12 protein-coding genes are annotated in these 18,870 nt (G+C 40.5%); 1 reads left to right on the plus strand and 11 read right to left on the minus strand.

Features of this window, described 5'->3' with window-relative positions; all coding sequences use genetic code 11:
- Positions 1–66: 66 nt before the first annotated feature.
- A complete protein-coding gene (gene pmbA / locus F580_RS0108465; RefSeq protein WP_026301341.1) occupies positions 67–1,422 on the minus strand; it encodes a metalloprotease PmbA in 1,356 nt (451 codons plus the stop codon).
- A 191-nt stretch (positions 1,423–1,613) separates the two neighbouring features.
- On the opposite strand from pmbA, the gene yjgA reads away from it, so the two are divergent.
- Entirely contained in the window at positions 1,614–2,138 is a 525-nt protein-coding gene (gene yjgA, locus F580_RS0108470) for a ribosome biogenesis factor YjgA (protein ID WP_026301342.1), read from the plus strand.
- Positions 2,139–2,238: 100 nt separating this feature from the next.
- On the opposite strand, the gene tldD is transcribed toward yjgA, so the two are convergent.
- The 10 genes from tldD to F580_RS0108520 all read right to left on the minus strand — a co-directional run bounded on the left by tldD (position 2,239) and on the right by F580_RS0108520 (position 18,777).
- Positions 2,239–3,684 (minus strand): metalloprotease TldD, encoded by a 1,446-nt coding sequence (gene tldD, locus F580_RS0108475; RefSeq protein ID WP_019027284.1) that lies wholly within the window; start codon positions 3,682–3,684, stop codon positions 2,239–2,241.
- 109 nt (positions 3,685–3,793) lie between these two features.
- A complete protein-coding gene (locus F580_RS0108480) occupies positions 3,794–4,669 on the minus strand; it encodes a carbon-nitrogen hydrolase family protein (protein WP_019027285.1) in 876 nt (291 codons plus the stop codon).
- Positions 4,662–8,615 carry a YhdP family protein gene (locus tag F580_RS0108485; RefSeq protein WP_019027286.1) on the minus strand — a complete coding sequence of 1,318 codons (3,954 nt, stop codon included), beginning with the start codon at positions 8,613–8,615 and terminating at the stop codon, positions 4,662–4,664. Before F580_RS0108485 ends, F580_RS0108480 begins: the two co-directional genes overlap by 8 nt.
- A gap of 107 nt (positions 8,616–8,722) precedes the next feature.
- Complete coding sequence (gene rng / locus F580_RS0108490; RefSeq protein ID WP_019027287.1) at positions 8,723–10,180, minus strand: ribonuclease G; 1,458 nt, start codon at positions 10,178–10,180, stop codon at positions 8,723–8,725.
- A gap of 87 nt (positions 10,181–10,267) precedes the next feature.
- On the minus strand, positions 10,268–10,897 hold the full coding sequence (locus F580_RS0108495) for a Maf family protein (protein WP_019027288.1): 630 nt from the start codon (positions 10,895–10,897) through the stop codon (positions 10,268–10,270).
- A 110-nt stretch (positions 10,898–11,007) separates the two neighbouring features.
- Positions 11,008–11,487 carry a rod shape-determining protein MreD gene (mreD, locus tag F580_RS0108500; RefSeq protein WP_019027289.1) on the minus strand — a complete coding sequence of 160 codons (480 nt, stop codon included), beginning with the start codon at positions 11,485–11,487 and terminating at the stop codon, positions 11,008–11,010.
- The gene (gene mreC, locus F580_RS0108505; protein WP_051092062.1) at positions 11,487–12,386 is read right to left on the minus strand and encodes a rod shape-determining protein MreC; all 900 of its coding nucleotides are present in this window, start codon (positions 12,384–12,386) and stop codon (positions 11,487–11,489) included. Before mreC ends, mreD begins: the two co-directional genes overlap by 1 nt.
- A gap of 214 nt (positions 12,387–12,600) precedes the next feature.
- Positions 12,601–13,644 (minus strand): rod shape-determining protein, encoded by a 1,044-nt coding sequence (locus tag F580_RS0108510; RefSeq protein WP_019027291.1) that lies wholly within the window; start codon positions 13,642–13,644, stop codon positions 12,601–12,603.
- Positions 13,645–13,824: 180 nt separating this feature from the next.
- Positions 13,825–18,252 carry a DUF2341 domain-containing protein gene (locus tag F580_RS0108515; protein ID WP_019027292.1) on the minus strand — a complete coding sequence of 1,476 codons (4,428 nt, stop codon included), beginning with the start codon at positions 18,250–18,252 and terminating at the stop codon, positions 13,825–13,827.
- Positions 18,253–18,777, minus strand: coding sequence for a pilus assembly PilX N-terminal domain-containing protein (locus F580_RS0108520; protein ID WP_019027293.1), 525 nt, complete (start codon positions 18,775–18,777; stop codon positions 18,253–18,255). It lies immediately after the preceding gene.
- Positions 18,778–18,870 lie beyond the last annotated feature (93 nt).

The following is an 18,870-nucleotide window of genomic DNA, read 5'->3' on the forward strand; positions in this document are numbered from 1 at the left end:
AAAAAACGTTATCAATGACAAAATCGATAACGTTTTTATAAGTAGATTAAACAGGTATTTTACTGGCTAATGTCCTGCGACTTGCATCTCATCAATCAAAATAGACCCGGTACGAATACTACCGCGCATATCTACATCAGAGCCTACAGCGACAATGCCTTTAAACATATCAGCTAACTTACCTGCAATAGTGATTTCACTCACTGGATAAGAAATCTCACCATTTTCGACCCAAAACCCTGCCGCTCCGCGAGAATAATCGCCATTAACTACATTGACTCCTTGTCCCATGAGTTCGGTAACAAGTAAACCCGTTCCTAAAGTCTTTAACATAGCATCAAAACTACCGTCATGACCTTGGGCATCAACCAACCAGTTATGAATGCCTCCCGCATGACCTGTGGTAGTTAGCCCTAACTTACGCGCAGAGTAACTAGTTAAAAGATAGGTTTGCAATACGCCTTCGCTAATAATATCGCGATTTTGCGTTAATACTCCTTCGCTATCAAAGGCACTACTGGCTAAAGCCCGAGCAATATGGGGTTTTTCTGTGATATTTAAAAATTTAGGGAATACGTCATTACCAATGGCATCGAGTAGGAACGAAGATTTACGGTATAAATTACCACCGCTAATCGCGGCAATAAAGTGCCCCCAAATAGTATTAGCAATATCCGCCCTAAAAAGTACCGGTACTTTACCTGTTGAAATCGTTTGAGGATTTAAACGTGATAGCACTTCTTGTGAGGCTTGTAAGCCAATATTTTTAGCGCTTTCTAATAAAGCGAATTCACGACTAACCGTGTAGGCATAATCTCGTTCCATCTGGTCGTTTTCACTGGCAATCATCACGCAACTTAAACTATGGCGAGTACTGGGATAACCGACTAACTGACCATGGCTATTACCGTAAACTTTAAAGCCTGAAAAAGTGTCAAAGCTGGCGCCATCTGAATTAGAAATACGTGGGTCAACAGCTAAAGCACTATGCTCACATTCCTTTGCTAGTTCAATCGCCTCTTCCGTACTTATTTCGTGTGGATGATATAAGTCCAAATCCAATGGTGTCATTGCTAAATGTTCTTTATCTGCAAGACCAGAGCAATCATCTACCGAAGTATATTTAGCAATATTTATCGCTGCAGTAACCGTTTGCGTTAAAGCTTGCTCCGATAAGTCGGCTGTTGAAGCACTACCTTTTCGGCCTTCACGGTAAACCGTAATGCCTAAAGCGCCATCATTGGTAAATTCAACATTTTCAACTTCACCCATGCGTGTACTAACACTTAAGCCTTGTTGACGGCTCATCGCTACTTCAGCACCATCTGCGCCAAGTGATTTAGCTAATTCAAGGACAGTGGCAACACGTGCTTTTACCTCGCTGAGTTGATTAATCAGTGGATCATGCGATTTAGAGGCTATGGTCATATTGGTTTCTACTTTCTCTTTTCTTTTTAAGGAGTAACAGGTCTAATATCTATTAAGATAAATTATCGATCAACCGAGAGCGGTAATTATTCACCAAGGTATAAAAGAGCGACTTAGATTATTATTTTTTTAGTGATATAATAAGTGTAATTATTATTTATTTTAACATGGTATTAGACATTATTATGCCCCAGTCAGCTAAAGATATCGACGAATCATCAGAAGAAATCGAAGAAGAATTAAAAAGTAAAACCGAAATAAAGCGTGAAATGCATGATTTACAAGATTTTGCCCAAAGCTTGATAGAAATGTCAAAGCATCAACGTAGCCGTTTGCCGTTAAGTGAAGACTTAAAATACGCTATGATATTAGCGGATAAAATTAGTAATAAGCATGAAGCTTTACGTCGCCACATTCGTCATACCGCCAAAGTATTATTAGAAACCGACCTTGAGCCAATTCATCATGCTATTGAAGTGATGGCTAATAAGCACCAGCAAGAAACAGCAAAGTTTATTCGCTTAGAAGGCATTAGAGATGAGTTAATTGAGCAAGGGAAAGAAGCCGTTGAAGCCTTGATCGCTGAGTTCCCACAAATAGATCGCCAAAAGATCAAACAGTTGATTCGCAATGCAGCGAAAGAGAAAAAGGCTGAAAAGTTAGGTAAACATTATAAAAACTTGTTCACTTACCTTAAAGCAAACGCCTAAAATTGGTGGCTGTAACGGCTACAAAGATGATTTAGTTAACGTTAGCAAGCACTATCAATGATCAGTGATCAGTGCTTGCTACTTTAACTAAGGTTACAACTTACTGGGTACCACCAATGGTCATTTCATCAATTTTCACCGTTGGTTGACCAACACCAACAGGTATACTTTGACCATCTTTACCACAAACGCCGACGCCGGCATCCAACTTTAAGTCATTGCCAACCATACTGATACGTTTCATCGCTTCAGGGCCATTACCTATTAAAGTGGCACCTTTCACTGGTGATGTTATTTTACCATCTTCAATTAAATAAGCTTCAGAGCTAGTAAAAACGAACTTTCCAGAGGTAATATCTACTTGGCCACCGGCAAAGTTTGGTGCATAAATGCCTTTTTTAACGGACTTAATAATATCTTCAGGACTCGACTCTCCCGCTAACATATAAGTATTAGTCATACGCGGCATAGGTAAATGGGCATAAGATTCACGTCTACCGTTGCCGGTAGGTTTCACCCCCATTAAACGGGCATTATGCTTATCTTGCATATAACCTTTCAAGATACCTTTTTCGATCAAGACGTTATATTGACCCGGCGTACCTTCATCATCAATAGAAATTGAACCACGACGATCGGCCAAGGTACCATCATCTACAATAGTGCAAAGCTCAGAAGTGACCTGTTGACCCACTTTACCTGAAAATGCTGACGAGCCTTTACGGTTAAAGTCACCCTCTAAACCATGACCAACCGCTTCATGTAATAATACACCCGGCCAACCTGCACCTAATACCACAGGGTATGTGCCTGCAGGAGCTTCAATGGCAACTAAGTTAACTAATGCTTGCCTAACCGATTCCTCAGCATAAGCAAGATAGCGTGCTTTATTATCGCCGGCTTCAACTTCAAAGAAGTAACTGTAATCGGTGCGAGCACCACCACCAGCACTGGCGCGTTCACGTTTACCGTTTGCTTCAACTAACACTGAACAATTTAATCTAACCAATGGGCGAATATCGGTAGCAAAAGTACCATCACTAGCACTAATTAATATGGTTTCATAAACACCTGAAATGCTGGCAATAACTTGCTTTACACGACTATCTACTTGACGTGCATGTGCTTCCATTTGATGCAGTAAGTCAATTTTTTGTTCTTGAGTTAAACTTCCCAGAGGCTCTACTGCTTGGTAAACTTTGATAGGCGATTGTCGACAAAATGCTTTAACTTGCGCACCAGTACCGCTATCTGCAATTCCCTTTGCTGCATCCGCAGCTTGTTGCAGTGCTTGGGGAGAAATCTCATCTGAATAGGCAAAACCGGTTTTTTCGCCTGAAATAGCTCTAACACCGACGCCACGCTCGATGTTGTACGATCCTTCTTTGATAATACCGTCTTCAAGCACCCAAGTCTCATGCTGGCTTGCCTGAAAATACAAATCGGCATAATCGACTTGTCGATTCATCATGCTCTTTAAGGTTTTTGATAATAACTCGCCATCAATATGACTATCGCTTAATAAGGATTTTTCCACACTATTCATTAGGTATTAGCTCTACTTCTATATTCGTTAGTTATATCCGTTATCAATCAAGATACAGGTTTCAGAGTGCACTTTGAATGGTAACGGCTATATAATCAATTTACAGTACTTACTTTGTCATTATTGATTGCAGTGGCAAACTTAAAGGCGAGTGTAAGGGGATACTTCGTCGTATACGCGTTACTTCTTCGCTTTTATAGTCAACAGTAATGAAGCCCTCACCCGTTGCAATACTCTGTTCAATTTCGCCCCAAGGGTTAATGATCATTGAATGGCCCCACGTCTCTCGACCATTTTCATGCACACCTTCTTGGCCTGCAGCAATAATATATGCTTGATTTTCAATTGCTCGTGCTTGTAATAAAGTTTGCCAATGCGCCTTGCCTGTCACTCGAGTAAAGGCACTAGGCACGGTTATGATCTCAGCCCCCGCTTGGCATAAGCGTTGAAACAAATTGGGAAAACGTAAATCAAAGCACACCGATAAACCTATATTAGCAAATTCGGTGTTAACCACCGTTATTTCCGTACCTGCCTGGGTATAACGTGACTCACAGTAACTTTTCGTGTTATCGCTGACATTAACATCAAATAAATGAATTTTATCGTATCTTCCTATCATGTCACCACTGGGGGAAAAAACACAGCTGCTATTGGTAAATTTTTCAGCCGATGCTGTCAAAATAGGGATAGTACCCGCGACTAGATATACTTTAAAACGTTTGGCAAGGGCGCCAAGGGCAGAGATAAGATCATTATCTTTTGCCGACGTTTCTGCTAAGCGTAACTGCTCGCTATCACTACCACCAAAATATAAACAGCATTCAGGTAAGACAATAAGGTGTTGAGTTTCCTGTGCGCTAACCTTATCTCGCAGCTCAGCTTGAGAAGCGGTGGTAATTTCAGCCAATATTTTCGAAATTTTAGCTAAGTTAGTTTCTACACCTGCCGCCGATGATAATTGTATCGCACTCAGTTTAACCATCAGTCAATTCACCCTTTTTCGCATCTAGTGGCTTATCTATACCTGACTCTTTTGGCTTATTATCTTGGGCTGGCACCGTGTCCTCAATGCTAATATTCTTACTTTTTCGATCGACTTCTTTAAAGTCAGGGTTATCAACTGTGCCCGTTAGCTTGAACTTAAATTCTGACACCACTTGAGATCTAACGACTTGATCAATAGCTACCCCGGCAAGAAAAGTCACGGGGTTCAAAGAAGTAGCTATCCACGCGAGTACCGGTAAACTTGAGGTTAAGTTAGGCTTGTAAGACATATCATAATTAAGCTCACCCGTGACCAAGTTGGTATACCCTGTCATAAACAAATCACCGGCAGTGCCTTTCATTTCGGTATTTTGGGTAGTTAACAAACCTTGGTCTATTTTATAGTCGCCTTTGATATTACTGTAAAACATACCATCACTGAAAATGTCACGAAAATCTAGGGTTAACTTACGCACTAAAGATTGTAAGCTAAGTATTGAAAAGATACGTGCGGTATCACTGACATCCGCTAAGTAACCATCATCCAAGCGACCTTTAACCGACCCGTTTAGTTGGCTAATCGACAAGTCATGCAGCCCACCCTCCCAACTAAAATCTGCCTCTATTTTAGCGCCGCTATCTTTAATAATAGATTCATAGCCGACGGCTTTTAACTCTGCTTCTATATCATCGATGGATAACTTAGCCGATATAGAGGTGGTAGACTCTTGCTCATTATGAAGCCACTGACCCGAGAGAGATAAGTATGTTTTACCTCGCTTAGCAGTGAAGCTTGTCAACGCTATAATTTGATCGTCAACACGCTTAACATTTACATCAACTTCACCCAATGATAACGCACCAATTGTACAAAGATCACAATGGAATTTAATCGGTGGGATATTAGCAAAAACAATATCATTTTCAGCTTTATCGGGCTGCTTGCTAACGAAAGGTAATTTGTCCTCATCGCCTTCTTTAGTCGGTGTTAACTTGATGAACTCAGCATTAATGTCCAAACCTTGCTCTAGCCAATCGGGGTAAAGCTTTATTTGACTACGGGTTTCTTTAGCATTGAGTTGTAAGAGCCACCACTGTGGTTTATCTAACAAATTAAAAGAAACATTGTGTAGCTGTTGGCCAAGTATTTCTAATTGAGCTATTGAACCGCGAATTCGTTTAGGTTTCGCTAAGAATGGTGTTGAATTTTCTGCGCCGGTACTCGAACTTATATTTGCACTCGGTTGATTAGTACTATCGACAATATCACTAATCAATGGCTGCCACTTAGAAAAATCAGCATATTCAAGCTTGGTGGTAATATGAAAGCCATTACTTGGCAAAGCCATAATGCCTTCACCAAGCATTAAATTCGCACGAGTAAAGGCGGTAGTATCGTGGTCTAAAACCCCCGAAAAATGCAGTTTATTACCATAATTCAAAATGATTTTCGACTGTGCTTCTTGACCATTAATTTGTACTGATAAATGATTTTCTTGCTTATCAGTGCGATCATAAGGCGCCGGTAACAATAACTGAGTATTGACTAACTCAGAATTAAAATTAGCATTATAAGAAAAACCACCTTGATGGTGTTGATGTAACGATAGCTTTCCCTGCCAAGCTAATTCACCCTGAGTATAGCGACGCAGTTTCTCTGGCACATGGGCTAGCCATGTAGACTCTTGCCATAGTGCAGAAAGGCTGATATCGGTATTGTAATAATCGGTTTTATCCATGCCTTTAATGTCGAGGCTAATCGGTAAACCCTGCCACATTAACTGTAAATCTTTAGTATTAATTTGATCGTTACTAAAGCTGAGCTGCCCCTTAACACCACTAAAGTTCATCTTAGGGGTTTGCAAAGCGACGTCGTTATTATCAAAATGAATGATGCCACTCGCAAGCGCTTGTGCATTATTATTTAGCGGTAAGTTCAAGTGAAACTCTCCGCTCACTTGCCCCTCAACTTGTAATTGCGCTAACACACTACCAACACTATCTTTAAATGGGCTTTCGTTCATCAAGTCACCAATAAAGCGAGGGTTGGTCGGTTTAATTTCCGCCTCTACGGTCAAAACCTGACCATTAGCTAAGTCGGCAATGCCTGCACGTACTCCTGTTACATCTAAGCCGGTTAGGCTACCGCTTCGGCCGGTAATCATCATAGAATTATTAGTGAAGTTTAAATTAGCGACAAAATCAGTTATCGCAGGCCAATTTTCTACAAACTTAAATTCTGCTTTACTTAATTCTGCATCAACCACAAAAATTCCACTGCCATCGGTGAATGGAAAGCGATTTATTGGGCCATTAATAAGCACTTGCGCATTTTCAATACGACCAGAGACTACGGCAGAATTTAAGTAGTTAACTAAATTATCACTCATAATGGCTAGCGGCAGATAACGCCCGACCAGGCCAGCATTACCATTGGATATATGAGTTAATAAAGCTAAGTTGACTTCACCATCATTAGGGGCTTCAACTTTAACTTGCGCAGATAAGTTAATATTTTTTGAGATGAAATCAAATTCTTCAACCGTCAATGCCCAACCATCATCATCAAAAACGGCATTTAACTGCCCCGTTAAACGTTGATAAGGGAAGGCTTGCACAAATAACTTGTCAAAATCTAACCGCCCCTGCTCAGCAACAAAATCTACCGATAAATAATTATCGATAAAACTAAGACTGCCTGAAACATTTTCTAAACCGGGTATACCGTGACTAAAACTGTTATTAAAGCTGGAGAAATTTGTCACTATTTGCAGTTCGTTGTTGTGGTTCCGAACATAGAGGTCTTCAATTTTTCCGGTTAATGTCATCTGCGCTAGTAAATTACGTGTTTCTTGCTTAGCGACTAATAATGGTGCTAGTTGCGCGAGCATGGCAACATCTACTTCAGATAAATGTAAGGAGAAATCATCCGAATTTTTAGCCAACATAGCGGTAAAATTTTGTGAGGGTTGTTCGTTAATCTTTAAGGAGAGTGGTGTACTAAAAAGCTTAAAGCTATGTGCAGCCTTGCCTTTGACCAACAGCAGTTGCCCTTGATCTAAAGTAAGTTTTTGTTGCTTGTCTTCAAAGCGCCAATTCATGCTACTTTCTTCAAAATTGATTTGTAAACGATTAATACGACTCTCGTTCACACGTAACCAAGCTGAAAAATTAATATCCGTGTTAGTTTTATCATCATCGATAACTAACACGTTACCTAACCATGGCGTTATATCTATATGGTTTGCTTGTAAGTACAACTGCCCAGTCAGCGCACTAGCTTGCTCACCTTGTAAGTCTAACTTTAACTGCAAGTTATTAGAGCTTAAACCATTGAGTACCACACTACCTTGTGCCTGATGTCGCTCACCAGTATTTAGCCAACGTAACTGATTTAGCCTGATACTTCGGGTATTAGCCTTACTACGCACAGTTATTTGGCTATCTCGAATAGAAAAACGTTCTATCCGATTTAAAAACAGATCACTAATAACATCAATGTCATTTATTTCATCGTCTTTTACCAGTGGAGCTGGGGTGTTTTTATGGGATTTATTTTGCCAAAGCGTCTCTGAGATATCGACGAGCGCACCGGAAATAATTAAATTTTTCGAGATAAGGCTTTGCGCTGAAATAGTTGCCCAAAAGTCTACTTGTAACTCAATTTGCTTAATAAAAATAGCAGCGCGCTTTGTTTTTAGTACCTGCACATCACCTATAACTAAGATCGGCCCTGACTTTTGCCAAGTCATATTTAAAGTACCAATAATAATATTTGCTTGAGTCTGTTCGTTCAAGTAATTTTGTAGTGGCAGTTTGTAATGGTGCACATAAGGGAGAAATAGGCGGAAGGCACTAATGAGTACCGCTAACAACACCAACAAAATGGCAACTGTTTTATAAAGGCGGTTTAGCCAGCGGTTAGAAGTACTTACAATGTTCATTAAAACTTAGCATGTCCTATATTTTTTATTTGGTAATTACACCGGGGTAGCGATAAAAAGCGACTAAATGCCCCCTACCCCGCAAGGTTTTATTCAATAGCGTTCGATTACATCATCACAACGTCAAATTGTTCCTGATTATACATGGGTTCGGCTTGTACTTTAATCAACTTACCAATAAAAACTTCAACTTCAGCTAAGATGTGGTACTCATCATTGACGAGATACTCACTGACCGCACTTGCCGCATAAACGGTGAATTTTTCGGCATCATGGGCGCGGTTCACCCGGACAATTTCTCTTAGAATCTCAAAACATACTGTCTCTACTGTTTTAAGGTGGCCGCGACCAGTACACAGTGGACACTCTCCACACAGAACGTGCTCTAAACTTTCCCGGGTACGTTGACGTGTCATTTCGACTAAGCCAAGGGCTGAAAATCCGTGCAGACTATACTTTACCTTGTCTTTACTCATGGCCATGTCTAGGCTGTGCAATACTCTGCGTTTGTGATCTTCATTGTGCATATCGATAAAATCGACAATGATGATGCCCCCCAGGTTTCTCAGTCTTAATTGCCTGGCAATAACTTGTGTTGCCTCAATATTGGTACTGAAAATGGTGTCAGCTAAATTACGGTGTCCCACAAAAGCGCCGGTATTAATATCTATGGTGGTCATGGCTTCGGTTTGATCTATGATTAAGTAGCCGCCCGATTTCAGCTCTATTTTACGATGTAATGCTCGCTGAATTTCATTTTCAACAGAGAATAAATCAAAAATTGGTCGCTCGCCCGGGTAATATTCTAATAAAGGCGTTAGCTCTGGAACAAACTCTTGGGTAAACGATGCTAGCTGGTCAAAGGTTAACTTAGAGTCAACACGAATACGTTCGAGTTGAATACCAACAAAATCTCGTAAAACCCGAAAAGATAACGACAAATCTTGATAAAGCGGTAAGTTGGTTTGCTTACGCTGTTTCCGCTCTAGGACTTTTCGCCAAACACGTCGTAAAAACTCGGCATCATGTTGTAACTCAATTTCACCGGCACCTTCACCCGCAGTACGGACAATAAAGCCTTGATGCTCATCACAATAAGGACTAACAATCTTTTTTAACCTTTCTCGTTCACTTTCATCTTCAATGCGTAATGAAATACCCGCATGTTGTGAATTTGGCATCAACACTAAATACCGAGAAGCAATAGTAATATCTGTGGTTAATCGTGCCCCTTTCGAGCCAAGCGGGTCTTTTACCACTTGCACCATGATAAGTTGCCCTTCATGGACTAAAGATCGAATATCTGGTACTTGCTCAGTTTCTTCTTTTAAAATGAGCTTGCTATTAATATCAGAGGCATGCAGAAAAGCTGCTTTTTCTAGGTTGATATCAATAAAAGCGGCCTGCATACCTGGCAGTACACGAATAACTTTACCTAAGTAAACATTGCCCACGATGCCACGTTTACCTTGGCGTTCAATATGTACTTCTTGCAATGAACCATTTTCGACCAAGGCAACGCGTGTTTCGCTAGGCGTAACATTAATTAATAATTCGGCACTCATAAATATCCCTTCATTCGATTACTTAGATCAATAATTTAGATCAATAGCTTAGAACAATGACTAAGCGCTATCATTCGGCTCAATAATTTATTTTGCTTCGATGCTGCCATAAATGCCAGCTTCACCAAGTAACTGGGCGGTTTCATAAAGTGGTAAGCCAACCACGGCTGAATAACTACCATTTATACCTTTAACAAACTGTCCGGCTAACCCTTGAATACCATAACTACCGGCCTTGTCTTGTGGTTCACCCGTTAACCAGTACGCCGCTATTTCACTTTTGCTCAAGCTTTTAAAAAACACCTCTGTGGTAATGACCTGTCCGATAACACCCTCATTGCTCGCCAGGGCAATAGCAGTGAGTACTTGATGTTGATTGTTAGATAATAAAGATAAGATTTTAATGCTGTCTGCTTCATTTTCTGGCTTGCCGAGAATTTGGCCATTAAATACCACACTGGTATCTGCGCCTAAAACAACGCTATTTTGCTGTGTTGTGGTCGGCAAATGTGACCAAACATGTTGTGCTTTATGTTTAGCTAAACGTAACACATAGGCATAGGGCGTTTCAGACACGGCTACGGTTTCATCAATATCACTGACCTGGATAGAAAATTGATAGCCTAATTGCGCTAACAACTTTTTACGTCGCGGAGATTGCGAGGCTAAAATGAGTTTTTTACTGCTAGCGATTGAACTCGCCTTTACCTTGACCATAGATTATATGCTGATGATTTGACCAGCCCTTGAAAAGTAATTGTTGAGTCGGCATTTATCTAGCCCCAATGTAACCATGCTCAATGCATTTAGCTAGTATGTTCAGTAATCTATTTGATTTTGAAATGGCGACGCACCCGGCGTAACAAGAGAAACACCCACGGCCAAAGCACAATAGTTGTTATCACTGGGTATAAGTAACTAGGTAAGAAAACAACTTCCGTCAATAAGCGTTGTAACCAAAAGACAATAAGATGGTATTGAGCCGAAAGCACACCAATAATCAGTGCTTGTTGCCAAACAGAAAAATTACGGATTTTTTGAAAGTTAACCACGACTATGTAAACCGATAATGCCATGGCGCAAGCATGTATCCCAAGTACCGAGCCAAGTAAAACATCGAGGATAAAACCCATGACCCAGGCGGTAATAATGTTAACTTTGTCAGGTAAGGCCAAGCACCAATAAACTAACACAATTAATACCCAGTCGGGACGAAAGGCATCAACACTCAGTGGCATAGGCGTAATACTTGCCATTAAAGCAATGAGCAAGGTCAATAGAATAATAATACCATTATTAGCAAACATTACGATTTACCTGCCACTGTGGAATCTTTTTTAACGGCACTCGCACCATCCACGCGCGGTGTTGTTGTCTGCTCTTTAGACGGTGTATTCGATAGTAATAACAAATAACGTAACCTATCTATTTGAGCGACGGGTTTACTATAGATAATGGCAAACTCTCGTGACTCATCGGTACGGACCAGTACAACGCGGGCAACGGGGTAACCTTCAGGATATTTCCCGCCAAGCCCTGATGTGACCAACAAGTCGCCTTTTTTTATATCAGCACTGTGTGGCACAAAGTTATGAATAAGACGATCTATCTGACCGCTACCAGAAGCAATGAGCCTTAGGCCATTACGTTGAATACGGACCGGAACGGCATGGGTGATATCGCTGATTAATATCACCCTAGAGCTACTCGCGCCAACATGTAATATTTGCCCAACGATACCTTTTTCATCCAACACCGGCTGACCTTCGTAAACACCATCGTTTGCACCACGGTTGATGACAACTTGATGGGAATAAGGGTCGCTATCCACCGACAGTATTTCGGCGAACATTTTATCAATGCCCGCACGAACGGGTGAAGACAGTAATGAGCGTAAACGTTCGTTCTCTAAAGTGACAATGCTCAATTGCATCGCTTGCTCATGAAAGAACAATTCATTTTCACGATAATGTTCATTTTGCGCCATGAGTTGTTGACGGGTAACGATATTTCTCGAGGCCCAATTCATCATTTGTTTAGGCGCATTAGCCATGTATTGCAAGGGACTCACTAACGACTGTAAATAACCACGAGCCGTTTCAAAGCTTGCCATTTGATGATCAAAAAACATCAATGAAGCAGAAAGAAGCAGCACCAAAATGATTCGGTACTGTGGGGATGGGCCATGTTTGAAAATTGGGTTCATAAAACGTTACAGGCTAGATGTATTAGGCTTTAGTTTTTAAAAGGTAATAGCTCATGATAAATACCACAACCTTTAAATAATTTATCTAGTTTCAATCAACTATTTATTCACAGGCATTTAGCTCAAGTACAAGGCAATAGCACGGAGTTGACGTTAGTCAATGAGTACTATTAACGCCGTAATTGGGCTAAATGACGCAGAAGAAAAGTTGATTCTACTCATAGGAGAATAAGTCCCCACCATGCATATCAATCATCTCTAGGGCTTTACCGCCGCCTCTGGCAACACACGTTAATGGATCGTCAGCAACCACTACCGGAATACCGGTCTCTTCCATTAATAAACGGTCAAGGTCTTTTAATAAAGCACCACCGCCGGTTAACACCATGCCGCGTTCTGATATATCAGAAGCCAATTCTGGTGGAGCTTGCTCTAACGCCACCATAATCGCACTGACAATACCACTTAACGGCTCTTGTAATGCTTCCAAAATTTCATTGCTGTTTAAAGTAAAGCTACGCGGTACACCTTCAGCAAGGTTACGACCACGAACTTCAATTTCAATCAATTCATCACCTGGATAAGCGGTACCAATTTCATGCTTAATACGCTCGGCAGTAGCTTCACCAATTAAGCTACCAAAGTTACGACGAACATAGTTGATGATTGCTTCGTCAAATTTATCACCACCAATACGTACTGATGAGGAATAAACCACGCCGTTTAATGAAATAATACCCACTTCAGTAGTACCACCACCAATATCAACTACCATAGAGCCCGTTGCTTCAGACACTGGCATGCCAGCACCAATAGCAGCGGCCATTGGCTCATCAATTAAGTAAACTTCACGAGCGCCAGCACCCATGGCTGATTCGCGAATAGCACGACGCTCTACCTGGGTAGAACCACAAGGAACGCAGACTAAAACTCTAGGACTAGGACGTAAAAAATTATTACTGTGCACTTGTTTAATAAAGTGTTGTAGCATTTTTTCAGTCACAAAAAAGTTAGCAATGACACCATCTTTCATTGGACGAATCGCTTCAATATTACCCGGCGTTCGACCTAACATGGCTTTAGCAGCAGCACCTACTGCAGCAACACTTTTAGAACCACCAGCACGATCTTGACGAATGGCAACTACAGAAGGCTCGTTTAACACTATACCTTGGTCTTTTACATAAATAAGTGTATTGGCGGTACCTAGATCGATGGAAAGATCGTTAGAAAACATGCCGCGAATTTTTTTAAACATAGCTCAAAATGTCCTGTAAAATGCTAATTAAATTGATGCTGTTGATATGGGTATAACAGATCAGATAATCATACCTTAGTATGTCACTAATGTGTTGCTTTTTTAAAAGAATGGACTAAAGAAAAGTTAAAAAAAATGAGACCCAAGTCTCATTTTATAATATAGAAGTATTTAGCTAGTTTATTTCGCTATCTCGCGTTGATAAATAATGCGATCATTGCCGCGGTAAATACCAAAGGTAGCCACCGCTCTAGGGTTGTCATTGTATAGACCATCTACCCCTTCATCATCATAAGCCCAGTCGTACTTTAACCAATCACTTATGTCATAAATGACGGCAACTTGGCCGGTTTTACCTGCACCTGGCGCTGTTAATTCAATAACACGAGTTTGTCCTGGTGGGGTTTCATTAATAAACTCGCCATCTACAGCATCAATACCTGGTAAGGGCAATGGTAAAGGCTCTGACACGCCAGTATTAGTAACCGTCATATTGGCGGCATCATATGGCGTACATTCGTCGTTTGCTGCAACTGTATATTGCCCGTTTTCAAAATAATTCACGGACAATGGTTGCGGTAAATTCGACGTTTCCGGACCATAGCTATTTTCTAACTGAGCACGGCCAAAGCGGATTAGTTTACCTTTAGTATTTAAAGTGGCAATAATACCAACTTTATCTACTTCATTATCGAGCGTTTCCACAAGGTCACTATCAATAATTGCCCTTAAAGATAACTCAATATCACTGGTGAACTCATTCACTTCACTATTGGCTTCTTTTACATAAACAAAATTATCATTGTCGCTATAGGTGTAAGTAACCTCACCATCAACGCCTACTAGGCTTGCAACATCAAAATTAGCGACTAAAGCGACTAAGGTAAGTAGATCTTTACCAGGTTGAGTCGCATCAGTATTGGGTATTATTCGATCATAACTATCCACTGATAACTTATTGAAATCCCCAGTATAGTTCTTTGTAGTAGTACAACTATCAGAGTTAGTAGTACATATACTGGATTTTGCGGTTACCGTGATTGATGGCCTAAGTACATAACTTAACGCCCCTGTAGTTGGTTCATCAGACAACATTTGCCCACTATAAACAAAAGGTATGTCTAAGCCACCCGCACTACAAGCACCTACTGACATACCATCAACAATGTTCGTCACTTCAAAGTGACTGGGTATAAATCGACCGAAATTTGCACTACCCTCAGCTTTATAGACTCCGGAGCCATAATTATTGTCTCGAACATACAGTCTAATTAACCCTACTTCGCTGTACATGGCGCCATTAAAGTGATATTCCCCGCTTAAATCGAAAACAAGGTCTGTCGCATCGGTGTAATAGGAAGGGTCATTAGTAAGCTGGCTAATAATACTTTGATTAGTGCTATAGGTTAATGTACCTTCAGCACCGCCGTTTGTCGGTCCTGTCCGCTCTAACTGTAGTTGCGCTTGTTGGGCAATATAGTTAGTGGTAGCGTTATTATCAAAATTTTGAGCCATGACTGATACTGTAAAGTTATCGCCAGCAACTTGTTTTTTGTTCGAATCATGAGTATTACCATCCAAAACAACGCTGCCATTGGTTGCTGCAACAGCAAAATGATGTGGGCTTACCCAAAAAGCATCCGATGAACCTGAAATGGTAAAAGCGGCGTTATTGCCACTTGCTGGTTCTACATAAAGGGCATACAATTTTACTTGTCCTGCATCATCATACCTATTTACTCCTAGATCAGCTGTAGAGTCAGTAACAAAATTAAGCGAAACTTTCTCATAGTCATTTACATTGTTTGAGGGGTTTTTCGGTATTTCTTTACCTGATAAGTAATATTTATTATCTGTGCTTCTATTTGGCGCGATATACTCCATCGCCATTTCTACATCTTTAGGTCCTGATAAAATATCCGTACAAACGCCATTTTCATCTTTAACTGCTTTTATATTAATGCCTATAAAATCTACACCTGCGACTTGATCTTCTATAGTACTGAAGACAAAAGCAGCATTGTGAAAATGGACTTTACAAGGTATAGGATCAGCATTAGAGCATTTATAAGCATCAAGTAAACTTAAAGATACTTCTCCTTCTTTGGTGTAACTGTAGCTAACCTCAACTTCACTTTCACCAACACCAAAGGTTACTGGTGAATAAGTATCAACAACCCCACTAACCGTTAGTGTTGTGCTAGTCCCAGCTAGATAAGGAACTTCACATAAGTCATCAGCACAAGCTTTGATAGTTATTACATCCGGCTCACAGGTAAGTCCTATTTCATCTTTTGTATCTATTTGAAAATGATTAGGGATGCTACTGCATGAAGAAGGTGCCCTAGAGCTACCATCATAATTTTTTCCATTATTTTCATTAGCAACCATTTGCTGAATATCATTTTCAGAAAGAGCTTGGTTAAATATTTTAAATTCTTCTAATTGACCTGTAAAAGCCTTTTTAGAGTCAAAGTCATCGCCAAATTCTTTTTGTTTTTGACCTATAACAACCGCATCATCGCCTTCCTCTCCATCCTTTATTTCGATCTCCTCGCCTTCATCGTCAGCGTTCCCTCCACTACAATGGGCCTCAGCACCATCAATAAAAAAACAGATTTTATCCCCATCGCGCCTTAAAACTAAATGATGCCACTCGTCATCATCAAACTCTAAGTTAACTTCGAACTGTTCCTCTTCACCTGCGACATTAAGGTGTACCTTATCTTTTTTCTTTTTATCTTCTATGTGTAGGTGTATATCGATTTGTTTGTCGTGTTTATCCTTTCCTAACGCATAAAAAATATACTGATCATTTTTCTTATCTTGCTTACTTATTTTAATCCACGTAGTAATAGTGAAATCTGTTAAACCGTGTACGCTCTCGTTGGGTACTCTAACCCAATTAGTCGAATCTGAATTGGATAAGTCTAACCCTGTATTTATTTTCCCTGGATCATATAACCCTACAGTGCCATTTGGTGTGCCATGATTTTCTCCGGCACTATCAAGAACTTCACCACCATCTTCGTAACTACAGTCATCAAAACGATATTCAAGGTGAAGATTAGTTGTATCTGGCGCCGTAATCTTAGTTGAAAAATAATTGACGTTATCAGCCTTGTTATCTGAGGACCAGATCCACTGCGCCGTGGCACTAACGTCGACTCTAGTTCCCCAAGGGCCGACACCGTTTGTACCATAGCCTGAAACAGGCAGGTAATCTTCCCAACCTGTTTTACTAACAGACCAGTTAGCGGTATTTGTATCAAGTGTTTTCAGGCCATTTGAAAAGGTATGTTCTGTACCCGTTATTTCAAAGTCACCTAAAAAACCAGCCACGTCATTTGCATGTACGGCTTCATCGGTTGCATAGATATGCAAATAATAATCTTGGCCGGCAACTAACGAACTTGCTAGTTCGTTTGTTGTTTGCCAAACATCTCCTGAGGTAAGTAAAGTCCCTTGAACTGAATCATCTGTTGAAATATATGCCTCAAAAGCATTATCAATATTCAAACGCCCCGTTAAGTTGTAATCAACACCTTGAGCAATCTCATCGCCAATCGAAACATGAGTATCTTGATTTTCAACCAACTGATAACTTTGTTGTATCCAGTCTTCAGTTCTGGCCAAGTTAGAGACACGGACTTCATCGATCACACCTTTCAAGTCACCATCTTCATAGCCAGGATACCCACCGATATAGGAGTCTTTGTAATCCGAATCAATAGTTGGACTTACTACTGAGCCATCAGGTGAGCCATTTAGATAAAAATAAGTGTTCTCCGGCGTTCGAACGACGACAACGTGATTCCATTCTCCAATATTGAGGATGTTGTTGCTGTAAATTCCTGAGTTGTCATTAAGGTAGTTTTCTATTCTCCCATCAGCAGGCCCTTCCTCTACAGCAAGACTTACCGAAGCACGGTAATCGCCATATACATACATTGCTGGATACTTATTGTCGGTAAAATCACTAGATGGTTTCACCCACAGCGATATAGTCCAATCATCGTATTCAGTGAGATTTAAAGAATCATCTTTATCGATTTTCACGTAAGTTTTTTTATCGACGTCAAAATCAAGTGCCTTGCCGATTCTTCCTACACTGGTTGCCGGCTTCTTTTTCGGGGAGCCATTATTTGAATTGGAGGTTGAGTCAAGATTGGCTTCCTCAGTATCTTCGCCCAGATGCCACACACCTTGGTAATTACTGTCCCAGGTATTTTTAACATTTTCGCCAGATGCGGCCGACGCGTTACCGTAATATACAGAGATAGTTGTTCCCGCTGCGGGTAAGCTGTCGATCTTAATCCAGATATTAGCGCTTGTTCCGGGGGTATGTGATTCAATTTCAAAATCTAGTTCTGAACCATTATTGTTGCAGGTTGTGTTGATAAAGCGAATATCGTCAAAGTCTGTTTGCATATCTGAGTCGTAGCCCAGACTGATATAGGCGGGGAAATTAGTTAAAGTAGTATTCCCTGTGTTATCAATAGTAATTTCACGGCATTTACTCCAATTTGTATCCCACCAGTCAGCGGAAAATACTGGAGTAGATACAACATATGTAAGGATTGATAAACTTAGATAAATCCAGTTCATTTACAAACTCCTCGCTTCTACTTGAATGGTACGGCTACTATTGACCATATTTAGACTGTCTGCCGCCATAGTGCCACTGCCACATTCACCGGTACTTGTTATACGATAGTACTCAACCAAGTTAAGGGTATCAGTATGGTAGTTATCACAACTTGTCGTTGCTGAGCAATCGTATAGTCCGGGAATATCATCATTCGATGTGGTTTGTAAATCATAACTGTTTGTTGCATTACAACTGCCTGCAACACCGTTAAGGGGGAATAACAACTGTAACTCAGCTTGCATAGCCGAGTTTGCTGCCATATAAGCGCGGGTGCCTAGTACTTCTTGGGAAACGGTTTCACTACTGGTAGAAATCATGCGCATTAAAGCACTACCTAATAAGGACAGAATAATGATAACGAATAGCGCTAGAATGATGGCGCTACCCTGCTGTTTAATCGCGTAAGGTAAACTAGATTTCGCTGTATTTTCAGGAGAATGCTGATAATGAATAGACATATTGGCGTAAAGGCTACAATTCATAGGCAAAGTTACTATAACGGTAACGCTAAGCACTTATTTTTGCAATATAAAGCATAAAAAAAGCCCCTAAATCCGGGGCTTTAAATAGTTAGT

The organism is Colwellia piezophila ATCC BAA-637 (assembly GCF_000378625.1).
Lineage (GTDB): Bacteria > Pseudomonadota > Gammaproteobacteria > Enterobacterales > Alteromonadaceae > Colwellia > Colwellia piezophila.